Annotated in this window: 17 protein-coding genes; 2 read left to right on the top strand and 15 right to left on the bottom strand. The window is 32.6% G+C overall.

All coding sequences use genetic code 11. The features are described from left to right. The first annotated feature begins 1 nt into the window (after position 1). A complete protein-coding gene (locus ACSVC9_RS02035) occupies positions 2–1,651 on the top strand; it encodes a peptide ABC transporter substrate-binding protein (protein ID WP_446898725.1) in 1,650 nt (549 codons plus the stop codon). Between the two features lie 95 nt (positions 1,652–1,746). On the opposite strand, the gene ACSVC9_RS02030 is transcribed toward ACSVC9_RS02035, so the two are convergent. Next, positions 1,747–2,412 carry a helix-hairpin-helix domain-containing protein gene (locus tag ACSVC9_RS02030; RefSeq protein WP_446898724.1) on the bottom strand — a complete coding sequence of 222 codons (666 nt, stop codon included), beginning with the start codon at positions 2,410–2,412 and terminating at the stop codon, positions 1,747–1,749. Positions 2,413–2,581: 169 nt separating this feature from the next. Here ACSVC9_RS02030 and ACSVC9_RS02025 point away from each other — a divergent pair, with 169 nt between their 5' ends. After that, positions 2,582–3,808, top strand: coding sequence for a serine hydrolase (locus tag ACSVC9_RS02025; RefSeq protein ID WP_446898723.1), 1,227 nt, complete (start codon positions 2,582–2,584; stop codon positions 3,806–3,808). 33 nt (positions 3,809–3,841) lie between these two features. Here ACSVC9_RS02025 and ACSVC9_RS02020 read toward each other — a convergent pair whose 3' ends face one another. From ACSVC9_RS02020 to mgsA, 14 genes are all read right to left on the bottom strand, one after another. Continuing rightward, a complete protein-coding gene (locus ACSVC9_RS02020; RefSeq protein WP_446898722.1) occupies positions 3,842–4,744 on the bottom strand; it encodes an RluA family pseudouridine synthase in 903 nt (300 codons plus the stop codon). Between the two features lie 58 nt (positions 4,745–4,802). After that, positions 4,803–5,183: a RidA family protein gene (locus tag ACSVC9_RS02015; protein WP_446898721.1), complete on the bottom strand. Its 381-nt coding sequence runs from the start codon at positions 5,181–5,183 to the stop codon at positions 4,803–4,805. Positions 5,184–5,198: 15 nt separating this feature from the next. Beyond that, positions 5,199–5,780, bottom strand: coding sequence for a bis(5'-nucleosyl)-tetraphosphatase (symmetrical) YqeK (yqeK, locus tag ACSVC9_RS02010; RefSeq protein ID WP_446898720.1), 582 nt, complete (start codon positions 5,778–5,780; stop codon positions 5,199–5,201). Between the two features lie 37 nt (positions 5,781–5,817). Next, the gene (gene nadD, locus ACSVC9_RS02005) at positions 5,818–6,420 is read right to left on the bottom strand and encodes a nicotinate-nucleotide adenylyltransferase (protein ID WP_446898719.1); all 603 of its coding nucleotides are present in this window, start codon (positions 6,418–6,420) and stop codon (positions 5,818–5,820) included. A gap of 21 nt (positions 6,421–6,441) precedes the next feature. Further along, positions 6,442–7,716: a GTPase ObgE gene (gene obgE, locus ACSVC9_RS02000; RefSeq protein WP_446898718.1), complete on the bottom strand. Its 1,275-nt coding sequence runs from the start codon at positions 7,714–7,716 to the stop codon at positions 6,442–6,444. Positions 7,717–7,786: 70 nt separating this feature from the next. Further along, positions 7,787–8,089, bottom strand: coding sequence for a 50S ribosomal protein L27 (gene rpmA / locus ACSVC9_RS01995; RefSeq protein ID WP_446898717.1), 303 nt, complete (start codon positions 8,087–8,089; stop codon positions 7,787–7,789). 5 nt (positions 8,090–8,094) lie between these two features. Beyond that, positions 8,095–8,421, bottom strand: a complete 327-nt coding sequence (locus ACSVC9_RS01990) for a ribosomal-processing cysteine protease Prp (RefSeq protein WP_446898716.1) — start codon at positions 8,419–8,421, stop codon at positions 8,095–8,097. A gap of 2 nt (positions 8,422–8,423) precedes the next feature. Next, a complete protein-coding gene (gene rplU / locus ACSVC9_RS01985; protein ID WP_446898715.1) occupies positions 8,424–8,738 on the bottom strand; it encodes a 50S ribosomal protein L21 in 315 nt (104 codons plus the stop codon). Between the two features lie 137 nt (positions 8,739–8,875). Then, the gene (locus tag ACSVC9_RS01980; RefSeq protein WP_446898714.1) at positions 8,876–10,300 is read right to left on the bottom strand and encodes an Rne/Rng family ribonuclease; all 1,425 of its coding nucleotides are present in this window, start codon (positions 10,298–10,300) and stop codon (positions 8,876–8,878) included. Then, positions 10,297–11,004 carry a TIGR03936 family radical SAM-associated protein gene (locus ACSVC9_RS01975; protein ID WP_446898713.1) on the bottom strand — a complete coding sequence of 236 codons (708 nt, stop codon included), beginning with the start codon at positions 11,002–11,004 and terminating at the stop codon, positions 10,297–10,299. Before ACSVC9_RS01975 ends, ACSVC9_RS01980 begins: the two co-directional genes overlap by 4 nt. Continuing rightward, complete coding sequence (locus tag ACSVC9_RS01970; RefSeq protein WP_446898712.1) at positions 10,985–12,829, bottom strand: TIGR03960 family B12-binding radical SAM protein; 1,845 nt, start codon at positions 12,827–12,829, stop codon at positions 10,985–10,987. Before ACSVC9_RS01970 ends, ACSVC9_RS01975 begins: the two co-directional genes overlap by 20 nt. A 53-nt stretch (positions 12,830–12,882) precedes the next feature. Then, complete coding sequence (locus tag ACSVC9_RS01965) at positions 12,883–13,740, bottom strand: M50 family metallopeptidase (RefSeq protein WP_446898711.1); 858 nt, start codon at positions 13,738–13,740, stop codon at positions 12,883–12,885. A 19-nt stretch (positions 13,741–13,759) separates the two neighbouring features. Beyond that, positions 13,760–14,119 (bottom strand): endopeptidase, encoded by a 360-nt coding sequence (locus tag ACSVC9_RS01960; protein WP_446898710.1) that lies wholly within the window; start codon positions 14,117–14,119, stop codon positions 13,760–13,762. A gap of 131 nt (positions 14,120–14,250) precedes the next feature. Further along, complete coding sequence (gene mgsA, locus ACSVC9_RS01955) at positions 14,251–14,628, bottom strand: methylglyoxal synthase (RefSeq protein ID WP_446898709.1); 378 nt, start codon at positions 14,626–14,628, stop codon at positions 14,251–14,253. Between the last annotated feature and the right edge of the window lie 8 nt (positions 14,629–14,636).

Here is a 14,636-nt window from a genome sequence, read left to right as displayed (position 1 = left end):
TATGTTAAAGAACAAATTTAAGATTCTGGCAGTTGCAATGTCACTTACATTTATAGGTTCATTGTTTGTCGGCTGTGGAAATTCTAAAAACAGTACAGGTTCAGGCAATAAAACCACAATAAAAGTAAATATTGCTGCTGATCCTAGAACAATTGACCCTGGACTGAACAATTCAGTTGAAGGCGCCCAGGTAATCTGTAATGCCTTCGAAGGCTTGACAAATCTGGATAAGGATGAAAAAACAGTACCTGGTGTTGCAGAAAAATGGGATGTATCAAGCGATGGACTTACTTATACCTTCCATTTAAGAAAAGATGCAAAATGGTCAGATGGAAAAGGTGTTACTGCAAAGGATTTCGAATACGCCTGGAAGAGAGCTCTTGATCCAAAAACAGCTTCTCAATATGCATATCAGCTATTTTACCTGAAAAACGGTGAATCCTATAACCAAGGCAAAGTCAAAGAAGATCAGGTAGGTGTTACTGCAAAGGATGACTATACATTAGTGGCTACACTTCAAAACCCTACTCCTTATTTTCTGTCACTTACAGCCTTTCCTACTTATGACCCAGTAAGAAAAGATGTTGTCGAAAAAAATCCAACTGCATGGGCTACAAAAGCTGAAACTTATATATCAAACGGTCCTTACAAAATGGTTGAATACAAAGCAAAAGACAGCTTAAACTTTGAAAAAAATCCTAACTACTGGGATAATAAAAACATAAAGATAGACAGAATTGAATTCAAGACTCTGGAAAATGAAAGCAGTTACTATGCAGCATTCAAGACAGGAGATCTTGACTTAATCGATAAACCACCTGCTACAGAAACTCCTAATCTATTAAAGAGTGGGACCGCAAAGGCCTATCCATATTTAGGAATTTACTACTATGATATAAACGTATCTTCACAAGCCAAGAATATTAACCCTGATGCAGCAAAAGCATTAAGTGATACAAAAGTTAGAAAAGCTCTTGCTCTTGCAATAGACAGGACTTCAATAACTGAAAAAGTCACAAAATCCGGTGAGGTTCCAGCTGGTTCTTTCGTACCTAAGGGTGCCAGTGATTCAAACGGAAAAGAATTTACAGACAAGGAATACCTTCCAAAAACTGCAGATGTGGCACAAGCCAAAAAGCTTCTTTCCGAAGCCGGGTATCCTGGTGGAAAAGGCTTCCCACAGCTTGAAATACTTTACAATACAATGCAGGGACATCAGAATATAGCACAGGCCATTCAGGATATGTGGAAAAAGAATTTAGGAATAAATGTAACCCTCAAGAATGTTGAAAGAAAGGTTCATCTTACCCAGCTTCAGAACCATCAGTTCCTATTGGGAAGAGATGGATGGATAGCTGATTACAATGATGCCATGACTTTCCTTGACATATTCACAACTGGAAATGGAAACAATATGGCAGGCTATTCAAACCCTAAATACGATCAGTTTATAAATCAAGCCAAAGCAGAACCTGATAAGGCTAAAAGAGCTACTTTAATGCACCAGGCAGAGAATCAACTTATGACTGATCTTCCTATAATACCAATTTACTACTACACTGAAGTTGTCTGCATGAATCCAAAACTTAAAGATGTTCATATATCAAACTTAGGTTTCTTTATTTTTAGAGATGCACATCTTGACAAATAATTTATGAAAAACAATAAAGAGCTATCTTAATTTTTTAAGACAGCTCTTTATTTATTCTATGGCATGGTAGGATCGCATATTGTATTTATACAATCCTACCTAACATCAATTTTGTCCTTCATCTTCTCAAAGGTCTTATCTCCTATTCTATCAACATTTTTTATGTCCTCTTTCGATGAAAAATCACCGTTCTGTTCCCTGTAATCTATTATGTTCTGGGCAGTTATATCTCCTACACCGGGTATTGTTTTCAGTTCTTCTATGGATGCGGTATTTATATTTACAACTCCGTCTTCATCCAGTCCTGATTTACCTTCCACTCCTACACTTTTACCTGACTCTTCTTCCTTCTGTATCTTATCTATATATATGTAGTCCTCATCCTTTAATTTTTTAGCTAAATTTATTTTATATGTATCTGCATCATCCTTGAATCCTCCTGAAGTTTTAATCAGATCACCTATCCTGCTGTCACTTTTCAACTTATATATTCCGGGATTTTTTACCTCTCCGTTTATATAAACCGTTATATCTCCAGAACTGCCTTTCATCCCTTCCCCTTTTTCCTGTTCTTCTTTGTAATCCTCCTGCTTGAAAATACTTTCACCATCAGTTATCTTAACAGGTTTTGAATTGTTATAGCCCACAACTAGAAATATAGCAAATGCAGCTAAAATAACCACAGATCCTATAATCTTTTTCTTATATTTGTTGCTGCTGCATTTTTCTATCCATCTTGCAATTTTATTTACTATGCTCACAAATGGCTCCTCCTCCTAAAAAACAAAGTTCATTTGCAATTTATAGAATACTCCTTCAAAATATATATTTGTACTAACTATCTATATTATTGACAATTAAAAGAAATTATGTCGCATATATCATATTTTTTTGATATAATATACTAGATAACATTTAGAGGAGGGAAAAATGAAAAAATTAATCATATTTGCAGTATCATTTTTATTACTTATTAATTACATAAATCCAATAAGAATTTATGCTAAAGAAAAACCTCCTTCCGTTTCAGCTGACAGTGCAGTATTATTAGATGCAAATACTGGCAAAATTCTATTTTCCAAAAATCCTGATTCTGCCTATCCTCCAGCTTCAACAACTAAAATAATGACTGCACTTTTAGTACTTGAAAAAGGAGATTTAGACAGCTATGTAACCGTTGGCAAGAATCCACCTAAAGTAGATGGAACCAGGCTTGGACTAATTGAAGGTGAAAAATTAAAGGTAAGAGATCTATTATATGGACTATTACTTGCTTCCGATAATGACTGTGCAGAAGCACTTGCAGAACATGTAGGAGGTTCTTTAAATAAATTTGTAGAAAAAATGAATAAAAGAGCAGTGGAATTAGGTGCTTCCCATACACACTTTGCAAATCCAAGTGGTCTATTTAACAAAAATCATAAGGTTTCTTCGAGAGATTTAGCACTTATGATGGAAAAATTATCAGAGAATCCAGAGTACTCGAAAATAGCTACTACACTCTCATACACAATCAAACCAACCAATAAATCAAGTAGTCCAAGAACCGTATGGAATGAAAATAGATTAGTTCAAAAACAGTCTCATTATTACTATGAAGGATCACTTGGAGGAAAAACAGGATATACAGTACAATCACTTCATTCTTATGTAGCAGCAGCTACACGTGGAGGTCACAAATTAATTGTGGCTTTGATTCATGACAAAAACAAAACCTTTTTTCCCGATACCATATCACTATTCAACTATGGCTTCAATAATTTTAAACTTGAAAAACTCTACTCAAAAGGTGAGTTGGTAACCACATATACAAAAGATGACTTATCAATTCCATTAATAGCTGAATCTGACTTTTATTATACTAAAAGCATTGATGATAAATCCGTACCTGTATTCAACCTATCAGATAAAAAATTGGATTCGAAATCATTTAAAGCAGGAGAGCCTGTAGAAGAGGCTGTAATCTCATTCAATGGCAGCAATATTGGAAGCTTAAAGCTCTTAAGCGGTGTAGATCATAATTCTAAAACTTTATTCAATCAGCATTCAAGCCAACTTCTACATATGGAAAACACCCAGTATACTGTTATAATTATATCTTTAATTGTATTGATAGGTATAACAATTATTGTAATAAAAAAATACATATCCATATAGAAATTAAAAAGATAAATTGAAAAACTTTATTTTTCAATTTATCTTTTTAATCAAATTTTTAATATCACAAGGGATATCCGCTTCCAATTCAACTATTGATCCAGTTCTTGGATGTGGAAATTTAACTTTATAAGCATGAAGTGCCTGTCTATTTATATAATTGTTATCATTATGTTCCCCATACAGTGTATCTCCAAAAATTGGATATCCCATATTACTCAAATGTACTCTAATTTGATGAGTTCTTCCTGTTTCCAAAACTAATTTAACTATATCACCAAGCTGCAGACTTTTAATCACTTTATATCTTGTTATACTCTTCTGTCCTCTTTCATCTATTATTCTCTTTATACCCATTCCCTCGGGCTTGTATATGGGCATATCTATAATTCCCTCTTTATCCTTCATATTACCGTGTACCACTGCAATATAGCTTTTCTCAAAATTACTGCATTTCATATCCCTAGCTAACGCCATATGTGCAAATTGATTCTTTCCAACTATTACAAGGCCAGAAGTATCCATATCCAGTCTGCTTACCAACCGCACTATACATCTTTCATTATTTTCTTTAAAATGATAAAGCAATCCATTTGCCAAAGTGCCACTCTGATAATTCTTTGTAGGATGTACAACCATACCTGGCCTCTTATTTACTACTATTATATCCTTATCTTCATATGCTATATCCATATCCATCTTTTCTGGACTTATATTTTGACTTTCCTCTTTAAATGGATTAAGAGATACCCTATCCTTTAATTTCAATATGTAATTCAATTTTACCTTTTTACTGTTTACTTCAATTCTTCCATCTAAAGCCGCACTTTTTATCAATCTTCCCGATAATTTCTTATGCTTCCTAAGATATTCTCTTAACTTTAATCCCTCTTCACCCTGTTCCACATCAAAAAATAACTCACCACATTGTGACATTACTATAACCTCTCTTTTGACTGCACATAGGGGTATAAAACGCCCCTATTACAACCAGCTAACCTGCCAACGCTATTACTTCTATTTCCACAAGAGCATCTTTTGGAAGTTTTACTTCTACACATGATCGTGCCGGCATATCAGCCTTAAAATATTTAGCATAAACTTCATTCACTTTCGCAAAATCATCCATATTTTTTATGAATACCGTAGTTTTAACAACATCTTTAAAAGATGATCCCGCTTCTTTTAAAATCGCCCCAATATTGTCTAAAGATCTTTTAGCAGCTGCTTTTACGTCTTCTGAAACCAACTCCCCTGTTTCTGGATCCAATGGAATCTGTCCCGAAACAAATAGTAAATTTCCGACTTTAACGGCCTGCGAATATGGGCCTACCGCTGCTGGTGCCTTTTTAGTACTTATTATCTTCTTTTTCATAAAAATTCCTCCATTCTATCTATATTGATATTTGTATTGAGAAATCAAAAAATTTCTTCCCTTTATAGTATTCAAATGAAGCAGCTGCTTTTTGTCAATAACATGTTTTATAGTATTATTGAAAGAACCAAGCAGCGCCCTATCCAAATTCTCCATTGCATCCTTTCTTATTTTATCTACTCCTGGAAAATCTCTCATGGGTTCAATATAATCTGCTACATATATTATCTTTTCCATTAAGCTCATATTTTCTTTTCCGGTAGTATGATATGCTACAGCACTTAATATATCTTCATCATATATTCCCATCTTGTCTCTTGCTATTATAGAAGCTACAGATCCATGGAGCAAATTAGGAGTTTCCTTTAAAACTTCATCTATGATAATTTTATTCTTGTTAGCGATATCTATCAATTCATTATCGGACATACATTTGGCACAATCGTGAATGAGACCTGCAATTCTGGCCTTTGTAACATTAGCACCATACAAATCTGCAAGTTTTACTGCTGTACTGCTAACGCCCAAACTGTGTTCATATCTTTTCACTTTAAGATTTGCCTTTAAATATTTATCTATCTGTTCCTCATCCCACATTTTTTACAATCACTCCAAAACAATAAATTATTTAATTTTATCTGTAAAGATTATACTTTTTTATTATATCATAGACACTTTCTGGTATAAGATAGCTTACGTTTCTACCCATCTTTATGTTCTCCCTTACTCCCGTAGAAGATATATCTAAAAGAGGTGCATCCAAAAATATAATATGTGCTGAATATTTTTTTTCAACATTTTCTTTTTGCATTTTCACACTGTCCATATTAAATCCAGGTCTATTAAATACTATAAATTTACACAATCTGAATATACCACTTGGATCATTCCACTGGTCTATATCCATCAAGCAGTCGACTCCTGTTAAAAAATACCATTCTGTATTTTCTTCAACTTCGTTAAAATGCAGTAATGTTCTATAAGTATAACTTAAATTATTGCTGTTTATCTCATAGTCACTGACTACAAATTTGTGTTCCTTTTCAACAGCATTTTTGACCATATCATATCTTATAGCAGCATCAGTTATATCATTTTCCAATTTATGAGGTGGATTACCCGATGGCATAAATATAACCTCATCTAAATTCAGTTTATACAATGCTTCATAAGCTATATGTATATGTCCGTTATGTATTGGATCAAAAGTACCGCCAAAAATAGCTTTTTTAATCATATGCTACCTCTTTCAATAAAATTATAACATATATTCAAATTCAAAATCATTTAATCGTATAGTATCTCCATCTTTAATCCCTTTTTGAATTAATTCTTCCATTACTCCCTTATTTTTCAATACATTATAGAAATACCTAAGCTCATTATAATCATTTACATTGACGCTGGCAAGCAATCTATCTACAAAACTTCCTTCAACAATGTAAGTATTTTCTTCTTTTCTTATAGTATAAGTAAATCTCTTCTCCTCCGGTATAAACCTTTCACTTTCATCTATCTCCATATCACTTATAGGTATTTCATTGAGCATTCTAGCTGTTTCTTTCATAAGTTCTTCAACACCATAACCTGTAGCTGCCGATATTTTAAATACCTTATCATATCCCAATTTTAATACTTTATTTTTAAAATCTTTAAATACAGTATCATCATACATCATATCGGACTTATTTGCAGCAATTATTTGAGGTCTATCCCATAATTTTACATCATACTTTTTTAGCTCTTCATTTATTTTAACAAAGTCATCAAAAGCATTTCTACCCTCTATCTGAGATATATCCACAACATGTATAAGAATCCTCGTTCTTTCAATATGTCTTAGGAATTCAAGCCCAAGTCCCGTGCCAGAAGATGCTCCCTCTATTATTCCCGGTATATCAGCTACTATAAAACCATTTATACCAGGAATATCAACTACTCCAAGATTAGGATTAAGTGTTGTAAAATGATAATTTGCAATTTTGGGTTTTGCCTTGGTTACAATGGAAAGTAAAGTTGACTTTCCTACATTAGGAAATCCTATTAATCCTACATCCGCCAATATTTTAAGTTCAAGAGAAATATACATTTCCTCTCCAGGCATACCTGGCTCTGCAAATTCAGGTGCCTGTCTTGTAGGGGTTGTAAATCTTACATTCCCTCTTCCACCTCTTCCTCCCTTTGCAACCATATATTTATCACCTTTATGTGAGAGATCCGCCATTATTTTATTTGTTTTCACATCTCTTACAACAGTACCTATAGGAACCTTTATATATAAATCATTTCCCTTTTTCCCAAAACATTTAGAGCCGGCACCATTTTCTCCCTTTTCAGCCTTATATTTTTTCCTATAGGTGAAATCCAGAAGAGTTGTGCTGTTTTCATCAACTATCAAAATCACACTTCCACCATCACCACCATCGCCACCGTCAGGTCCACCCAGTGGTACATATTTTTCTTTTCTAAAAGATATGGCTCCGTCACCACCATCTCCGGATTTCACAAATATTCTTGCCGTATCTACAAACATCCATATCACTCCCTTTATTATAAAGCTCTAGATTTAAAAAGGCACCCTGCTAATGGGTGCCTTATAAATATTATTCAGCTATTAATTCTTCCTCTGGTAAAGGATAAACGCTGGCTTTCTTTCTGCTTTTACCTACTCTTTCAAATTTTACTACACCATCTATTTTAGCAAAAAGAGTATCATCTGAGCCTCTTCCAACATTATTTCCTGGATGAATTTTTGTTCCTCTCTGCCTAACCAATATATTACCTGCTAAGACAAACTGTCCGTCCGCAGACTTAGCACCTAATCTCTTGGATTCACTATCCCTACCATTTTTTGAGCTACCTACTCCTTTTTTATGAGCAAATAACTGAAGATCCATAATAATCATTTAAACTACACCTCCTCTACATATGTACTTATATATTTACCGTAACTTAATTCTATTCTCTTTAAACCAAATAACATAGTTTTCATTAGTACCTGACATTTTTCTATATCACTTTGCGGCATATTCTCCAAAGAAAAACTTAAAAAGCCATTTTCTATAGAATAATTAACTTCAAGTCCCAACACTTCTGTCAGCCCAATCAATATACTCTGTGATAATACAGAAACGGCACAACAAACCAAGTCATAGCCATTGTTCTCCGAATCTGCATGCCCTGTCAGTCTAGCTGAAACCAAATTACAAGATTTACGTTTAAACTCTACCTTAATCATAATTAAGCATTTATTTTTTCTATCTGCAATTTAGTATATGGTTGCCTATGTCCCTGTTTTTTTCTGTAGTCTAATTTTCTCTTGTATTTGAATACAATTATCTTTTTGTTTTTACCATGAGACAAAACCTTGGCACTTACTTTTGCGCCATCAACTTTAGGCTTTCCTACAACTAAATTTCCATCTTCCTTCCCTACTGCAAGTACATTATCAATTTCAACTGTTGAATCAACTTCAACATTTAATTTTTCAACATATATAACGTCTCCTTCTGAAACCTTATACTGTTTTCCTCCTGTAACTACAACTGCGTACATTAAAAACACCTCCTCAATCCAGTCTCGCCTAAAAGGTATGCAGAAAATATTATTTCTACAATTTTAACCTACTTCGTGCGGCCTACAAAGGGTATTTTAGCACAGATAGCTTACTTTGTAAAGTTTTAAGTTCAAATCTATAACTCAAGTTTAAATTTCTGGAAATGCTGAATCTGGTTTGGAAACACAAGAGCTTCCATCTTGAAATATTCTCCATGACCATAAGTCAAATATATATTTTTGCCACAGCTGTCTATGTTTTTTAAGAATGAACCCCTATTTTCTTCAATATCTTTTTTATAATTATCCCCAATCTGAATATGTATATTCATTTCATCCATTTTATCTATTTCATTTCCTATAAGCATGCTCATATATGCTAATTTTATTCTACGTCCTCTCCCTCCACAATAGCCACAATCTTCATCTATATAATCACTTATAGGTCTTCCAGACCTTTTTCTAGCTATTTGAACAAGATTTAGCTCTGTAAAGGGATATACTATAGTTTTATTCTTATCATCATTAAATCCAACCTTTAGTATATCTATAATTTTCAACTTATTCTCAATTTTATCCATATCAATAAAATCTATCAATATAATTCCACTTAGATTTCTAAGCCTTATTTGTCTTACAATCTCTTCCGCAGCTTGAAAATTTGTAGTAAAAACTGTTTTTTCCATGGATCTATTCTTTACATTTTTACCTGAATTCACATCTATAACATACATAGCTTCAGTTCTATCAATAACTATATAGCCGCCACATTTTAAATACACTTTTCTATTTCTTAGATTTAATATTTTGTTTTCAATATTATAACAACTAAATAGGTTCCTAGCTCCACTATAAAATTCCACTTTATTTTCTGCATAATTATATCTTCTTAAAAAATATTTTATATTTTCGTAATCATTTTTATCGCTTGCATATATTTTAAAATCACTTGTTTCCAGCTTATCCCTTAGAATTTTTTTTACAAGCCCTCCATTATCAAAAATCAATCCCGGTTTCAATGAATATTTAGTTTTTCTAATTATATTCCTATAAATTTTGTGTAGTTCATCCAATTCATCTTGTATAATATCAGTTGTCATATTTTGGGCTTCTGTTCTAATCATGACTCCCATACCCTCAGGACGTTTCAAGTATCTGAGTACATTTTCCTTAAATTCACTATCTGATATTCTTCTCGAAAATTCTATGTTCCTATCAAAATTGTTCAATACACAATACTTTCCCGGCAGGGCAACTGAACTCATTACTTTAGGGCCTTTCTTACCTAGATCTTCTTTTACAACTTGAACTAAAATTTCTTCTCCCTTTTTCAAGCTAATATTTTTAAATCTGCTGTCAATATACATGTAAGCATTTCTGTCGCTTCCTATATCTATAAATGCACATTTTATAGCTGGGACCACATTCTTGACAACACCTTTATATATTTCTCCAGGATAGGTTTCACCGTCTTTTTTTAAAAAAATTTCTTTCAAATCATCATTTTTCATGATTACAGCCCTTAATAATCCTCTACTTCTATCTATAAATATATATTTCAAAGTTCCACCCCACTTATAAGAGGTATTAATTTGTCATTATAAATACTATACATTTCCTTCCTCATTATATCCACAAAAGCATTTTTATCAGGTTGCCTAGTATTGTTCTGTATATAATTTGCGAGAAGTCCTGCTGACAAATTATTTCTACTTCCACAGCTTATAACTGTATCTAATATAAGAATATTATCCTCTACCCTATAGTTCATTTCTTTTATAAACTTTTTTATATCAGTTTCAGCTTCTCCCCTTTTACTTTTCTTCATAGCTTTCCACATATCCTTTTTCATTACATTATTTATATCGACTAACAGATTAGATGCATCCAAATATTTAATTTTTATTATATACCTTGCGGCATATACTTCCGCCATTGATTTAAATATCTTTTTACCTGGATTGTCTTTTATCTTTTTAGCTTCAAATATTCTTATTCCTACTGGTGCATTTTCATTTAGCCTGCACTTTATCTCATCTTCTTCCACTTCTTTCTCAAAGCAAATATCCATATATTCTCCACAGGAATAAACACCTACTGAAAGTGGTTGTGCAATTGACATATTTATATGTGGATTAAATCCTCTTGAATACTGGACTGGTAACCTAGATCTCCTTATCATTCTCTGTATGGTTCTCATAACATCAAGATGTCCTATAAATTTCACACTACTTTCTTTGCTGAATTTAATTAAATACCGAACCACTAAAACATTCCCCCTCAAGATTTATATTTATTCCACAATTTTTACATCCTAACCTACAATCTTGAGTTACTTCAGCCTTTTTAGCTTTTTCATTCTCCCTTATTAGGAAGTTCTTATCTACTCCTATATCTATAAAATCCCAGGGTAAAATTTCATCATAACATCTTTTTCTATAGGCATAGAAATCTCCATCTACATTACATTTTCTAAAAGCATCCATCCATATATCAAAATTAAAATACTCTGACCATCCATCAAATTTCGCCCCCATCTTAAAAGCCTCTATCAAAACATCACAAACTTTCCTATCTCCTCTTGCAAATACAGCTTCAAGATAGCTTACAGGACTTTCATGCCAATTGTAATTTATCTGTTTTTTATTTATAGCTTTCCTAATTAATTGTATTTCAGCTTTTACATCTTCCATTTTTATTTGTGGCTCCCATTGAAATGGTGTAAAAGGTTTTGGGACAAATATGGAAGTACTTACTGTTACCCTCAATCCATTTTTTCTCTTTTCCCTAGGGACAGAAAAATATTCATCTACAACCTTACCTGCCAAATCTGAAATACCTATTATATCTTCTTTTGTTTCATAAGGAAGTCCAATCATAAAATACAACTTTATAGTTGACCATCCTGACTCAAACGCACTCTTTACAGAGGTCATTAGATCCTGCTCATTGACACCTTTATTTATGATGTCCCTCATTCTCTGGCTACCTGCCTCGGGTGCAAAAGTAAGTCCTGTTTTTCTGACTTTTTGTATTTCATTTATAAGCCCTACAGAAAATGAGTCTATCCGCAGGGATGGTAGAGACAACCCCACTTTGTCATCTTTATGTTCTTCTATGAAACCATTCACCAAACTCTTAAGGTCAGAATAATCGCATATGCTCAAAGATGTAAGTGAAACTTCGGAATAACCTGTATTTTTTATAAGTTCATTTGCTTGCTTCAAAAGTTTATCCACTCTTTTTTCCCTAACAGGTCTGTATATCATACCCGCCTGGCAAAATCTACATCCTCTGCTACACCCTCTAAAAGTTTCAAGCATTATCCTGTCATGTACTATATCTGTATATGGAACTATAAGCCTATCTGGATAAGGCACATCATTTAAATCCGGTATTATTCTCTTTTTGACTCTGGAAGGTACATCATCATATATCGGCGTAAATTGTCTCAAAGTACCATCTTTATTATAATCTACGGTATAAAGTGAAGGTACATATACTCCTTCTATATGAGATGCTTCTCGTAAAAATTTCTTTTTCTCCCCTTTATATCTTTTATAAAGCTCAATTATTTCCTGAAGTTGTCTTTCACCTTCACCGATGGCAAATAGATCTGCTATGTCATATAATGGCTCCGGGTTATAAGCACAAGGTCCCCCACATATTACTATGGGATCATGTTCTCCTCTTTCCGATGCTCTTACAGGCAGTCCTGCCAGATCAATCATATTCAATATATTTGTATAACTCATTTCATATTGGAGAGTAAATCCTATAAAATCAAAATTTCTAATAGGTTCTTTACTTTCCAGGGCATACAATAGAATATTATCTTTTCTCATAAGTTTTTCAAGATCCGGCCAGGGTGCAAAAACCCTTTCGCAATAAGTATCTTCCCTTTTATTTAAAATATAATACAATATCTTCATTCCAAGATGTGACATTCCAACTTCATAAACATCTGGAAAACAAAAAGCAAATCTAACATCTATATTTTTACTATCCTTTATAAAGGAGTTCATTTCTCCTCCAATATAGCGGGCTGGTTTTTCTACTTTAAACAATATGTCATCAGAAATTCTGTTCATCAAAATCTTCCTCCTAAGTATATCTCTATATTCTAACATAACACCAGTTTTTTTTAAATGATGTGATTGTCACTTAACTTTAAAAATTCCTCCAATGTTATATTACCATAAAATTTAAGCGCCTCTATTATTTCCTCCTCATACACCATATCTACAATCTTCATACAATCATCTAGTACAGTAAATACATTATATTTATTCTTGTCAAAAAGAGACATGGCAGTAAGCAAGCTTTGTCTATAATGTATAGAAATATTTCTGTTTTCTATATAACCTCTTTTTACAAATTTATACTTTTTTTTGATAATATCACCCATAATTATATATGATACCCTTTCATTCTCTCTAAGTGAAGACACAACTATAAACAGTCCTATAATTCCAATATTAAAGATATTGGTTCCTTTGAGAAAACCTATTACATAAATAAGCATTAATATACTTCCTATAATAATGCTTATGACAATCATAATTTTATTCGCTCTTCTATAATCAGTCTTAAAATTTAATATGCTTCTTAAAATCCTTCCACCATCCAGAGGAAATGCCGGTATTAAATTAAACAAACCTATAATGAAATTTATGCAAAAAAGCATATAAAATATTTCAACCTGAAACTTTTTATTCAATATATAAAATATGATAGAAAACAACAAATTAGCCATAGGTGCAGAAGAAGAAATAATAATATCTTCCTCTTTAGTGGCTTCATCCAGGTCCTTTAATTTTATTACAGTGCCAACAGCTATAAATTCTATATCAAATCCAGAGAACCTATGATACCTGGCAGCTAAATAATGAATTAATTCGTGGCAAAATACTATTATAAAAGTATAAAAAATCTGACCTCTATAGCCTATGATAATTAAAAATATTACATAAGGGATAAAATATCTGCTTATTTTTATCACAAAATCAGCCCTCGGCTATTTACTGTGGCATGTTGATTTGAACTCTATCGATTATATTTTTCGCTTTATCTTTTATAGTTTTTAGATTTATCTGACTTAGATCTTGTCTTAGCTTAGTATAATCATAGGTTTGATTCACTATTTTTTTAGAATAATTATATACAGCTTTAGTTTGGGGAGTTGATATAGCCCTACATCCCACTACAATTACAGATAATATTAGAACTCCAGTTAAATCTCTTATAATACGTCTTGTAATATAATTAACTTTAGTCGGTCTAATATTTTGATCTCCAATTTTATTATAGTGTGGTGAATATCCTGCCTTTCCCCTCAATCGATTGTAGTAATCCTCATACTGTGAATTATAATAACCCAAAACTTATCACCCTTCTATATCATTGATACATAAACTATATATATTTTAAATCATAATAAATTATGACCAAAATAATAGCCAGTAATTTAGTATTTATAAATACTAAATTACCGGCTACACATTTATTGACACTATTTGCTAGAATGCGTTCCTATTACCTTTGCAAATATCTCTGCCGCAGCCAGATTAGTAGCAAGAGGCACACTGTGTACATCACATATTCTCAAAAGTGCAGCTACATCTGGTTCATGAGGCTGCGCAGTAAGTGGATCTCTTAGAAAAAATACCAGATCTATATCTCCCTGTGCAACTCTTCCACCTATCTGCTGGTCTCCTCCAAGTGGTCCAGAAAGAAACCTATGAACTTTCAGACCTGTAATTTCATTTATAAGTTTTCCCGTAGCTCCTGTTGCAAACAATTCATGTTTTTCAAAAATATCTTTATATTTTCTTACAAAGTCAATCATGTCATCTTTCTTTTTATCATGTGCAATAAATGCAATTTTCATCATAAATC

Source organism: Clostridium sp. LBM24168 (assembly GCF_052953915.1).
This window is presented reverse-complemented; position numbering and strand designations above follow the sequence as displayed.

Excerpts from the sequence above, each read along its gene's own strand:
- ACSVC9_RS02035 (WP_446898725.1), top strand. The coding sequence starts at position 2 with ATGTTAAAGAACAAATTTAAGATTCTGGCAGTTGCAATGTCACTTACA.
- ACSVC9_RS02025 (WP_446898723.1), top strand. The coding sequence starts at position 2,582 with ATGAAAAAATTAATCATATTTGCAGTATCATTTTTATTACTTATTAAT.
- ACSVC9_RS02020 (WP_446898722.1), bottom strand. The coding sequence starts at position 4,744 with ATGTCACAATGTGGTGAGTTATTTTTTGATGTGGAACAGGGTGAAGAG.
- ACSVC9_RS02015 (WP_446898721.1), bottom strand. The coding sequence starts at position 5,183 with ATGAAAAAGAAGATAATAAGTACTAAAAAGGCACCAGCAGCGGTAGGC.
- yqeK (WP_446898720.1), bottom strand. The coding sequence starts at position 5,780 with ATGTGGGATGAGGAACAGATAGATAAATATTTAAAGGCAAATCTTAAA.
- nadD (WP_446898719.1), bottom strand. The coding sequence starts at position 6,420 with ATGATTAAAAAAGCTATTTTTGGCGGTACTTTTGATCCAATACATAAC.
- obgE (WP_446898718.1), bottom strand. The coding sequence starts at position 7,716 with ATGTTTGTAGATACGGCAAGAATATTTGTGAAATCCGGAGATGGTGGT.
- rpmA (WP_446898717.1), bottom strand. The coding sequence starts at position 8,089 with ATGATTATTATGGATCTTCAGTTATTTGCTCATAAAAAAGGAGTAGGT.
- ACSVC9_RS01990 (WP_446898716.1), bottom strand. The coding sequence starts at position 8,421 with ATGATTAAGGTAGAGTTTAAACGTAAATCTTGTAATTTGGTTTCAGCT.
- rplU (WP_446898715.1), bottom strand. The coding sequence starts at position 8,738 with ATGTACGCAGTTGTAGTTACAGGAGGAAAACAGTATAAGGTTTCAGAA.
- ACSVC9_RS01970 (WP_446898712.1), bottom strand. The coding sequence starts at position 12,829 with ATGAACAGAATTTCTGATGACATATTGTTTAAAGTAGAAAAACCAGCC.
- mgsA (WP_446898709.1), bottom strand. The coding sequence starts at position 14,628 with ATGAAAATTGCATTTATTGCACATGATAAAAAGAAAGATGACATGATT.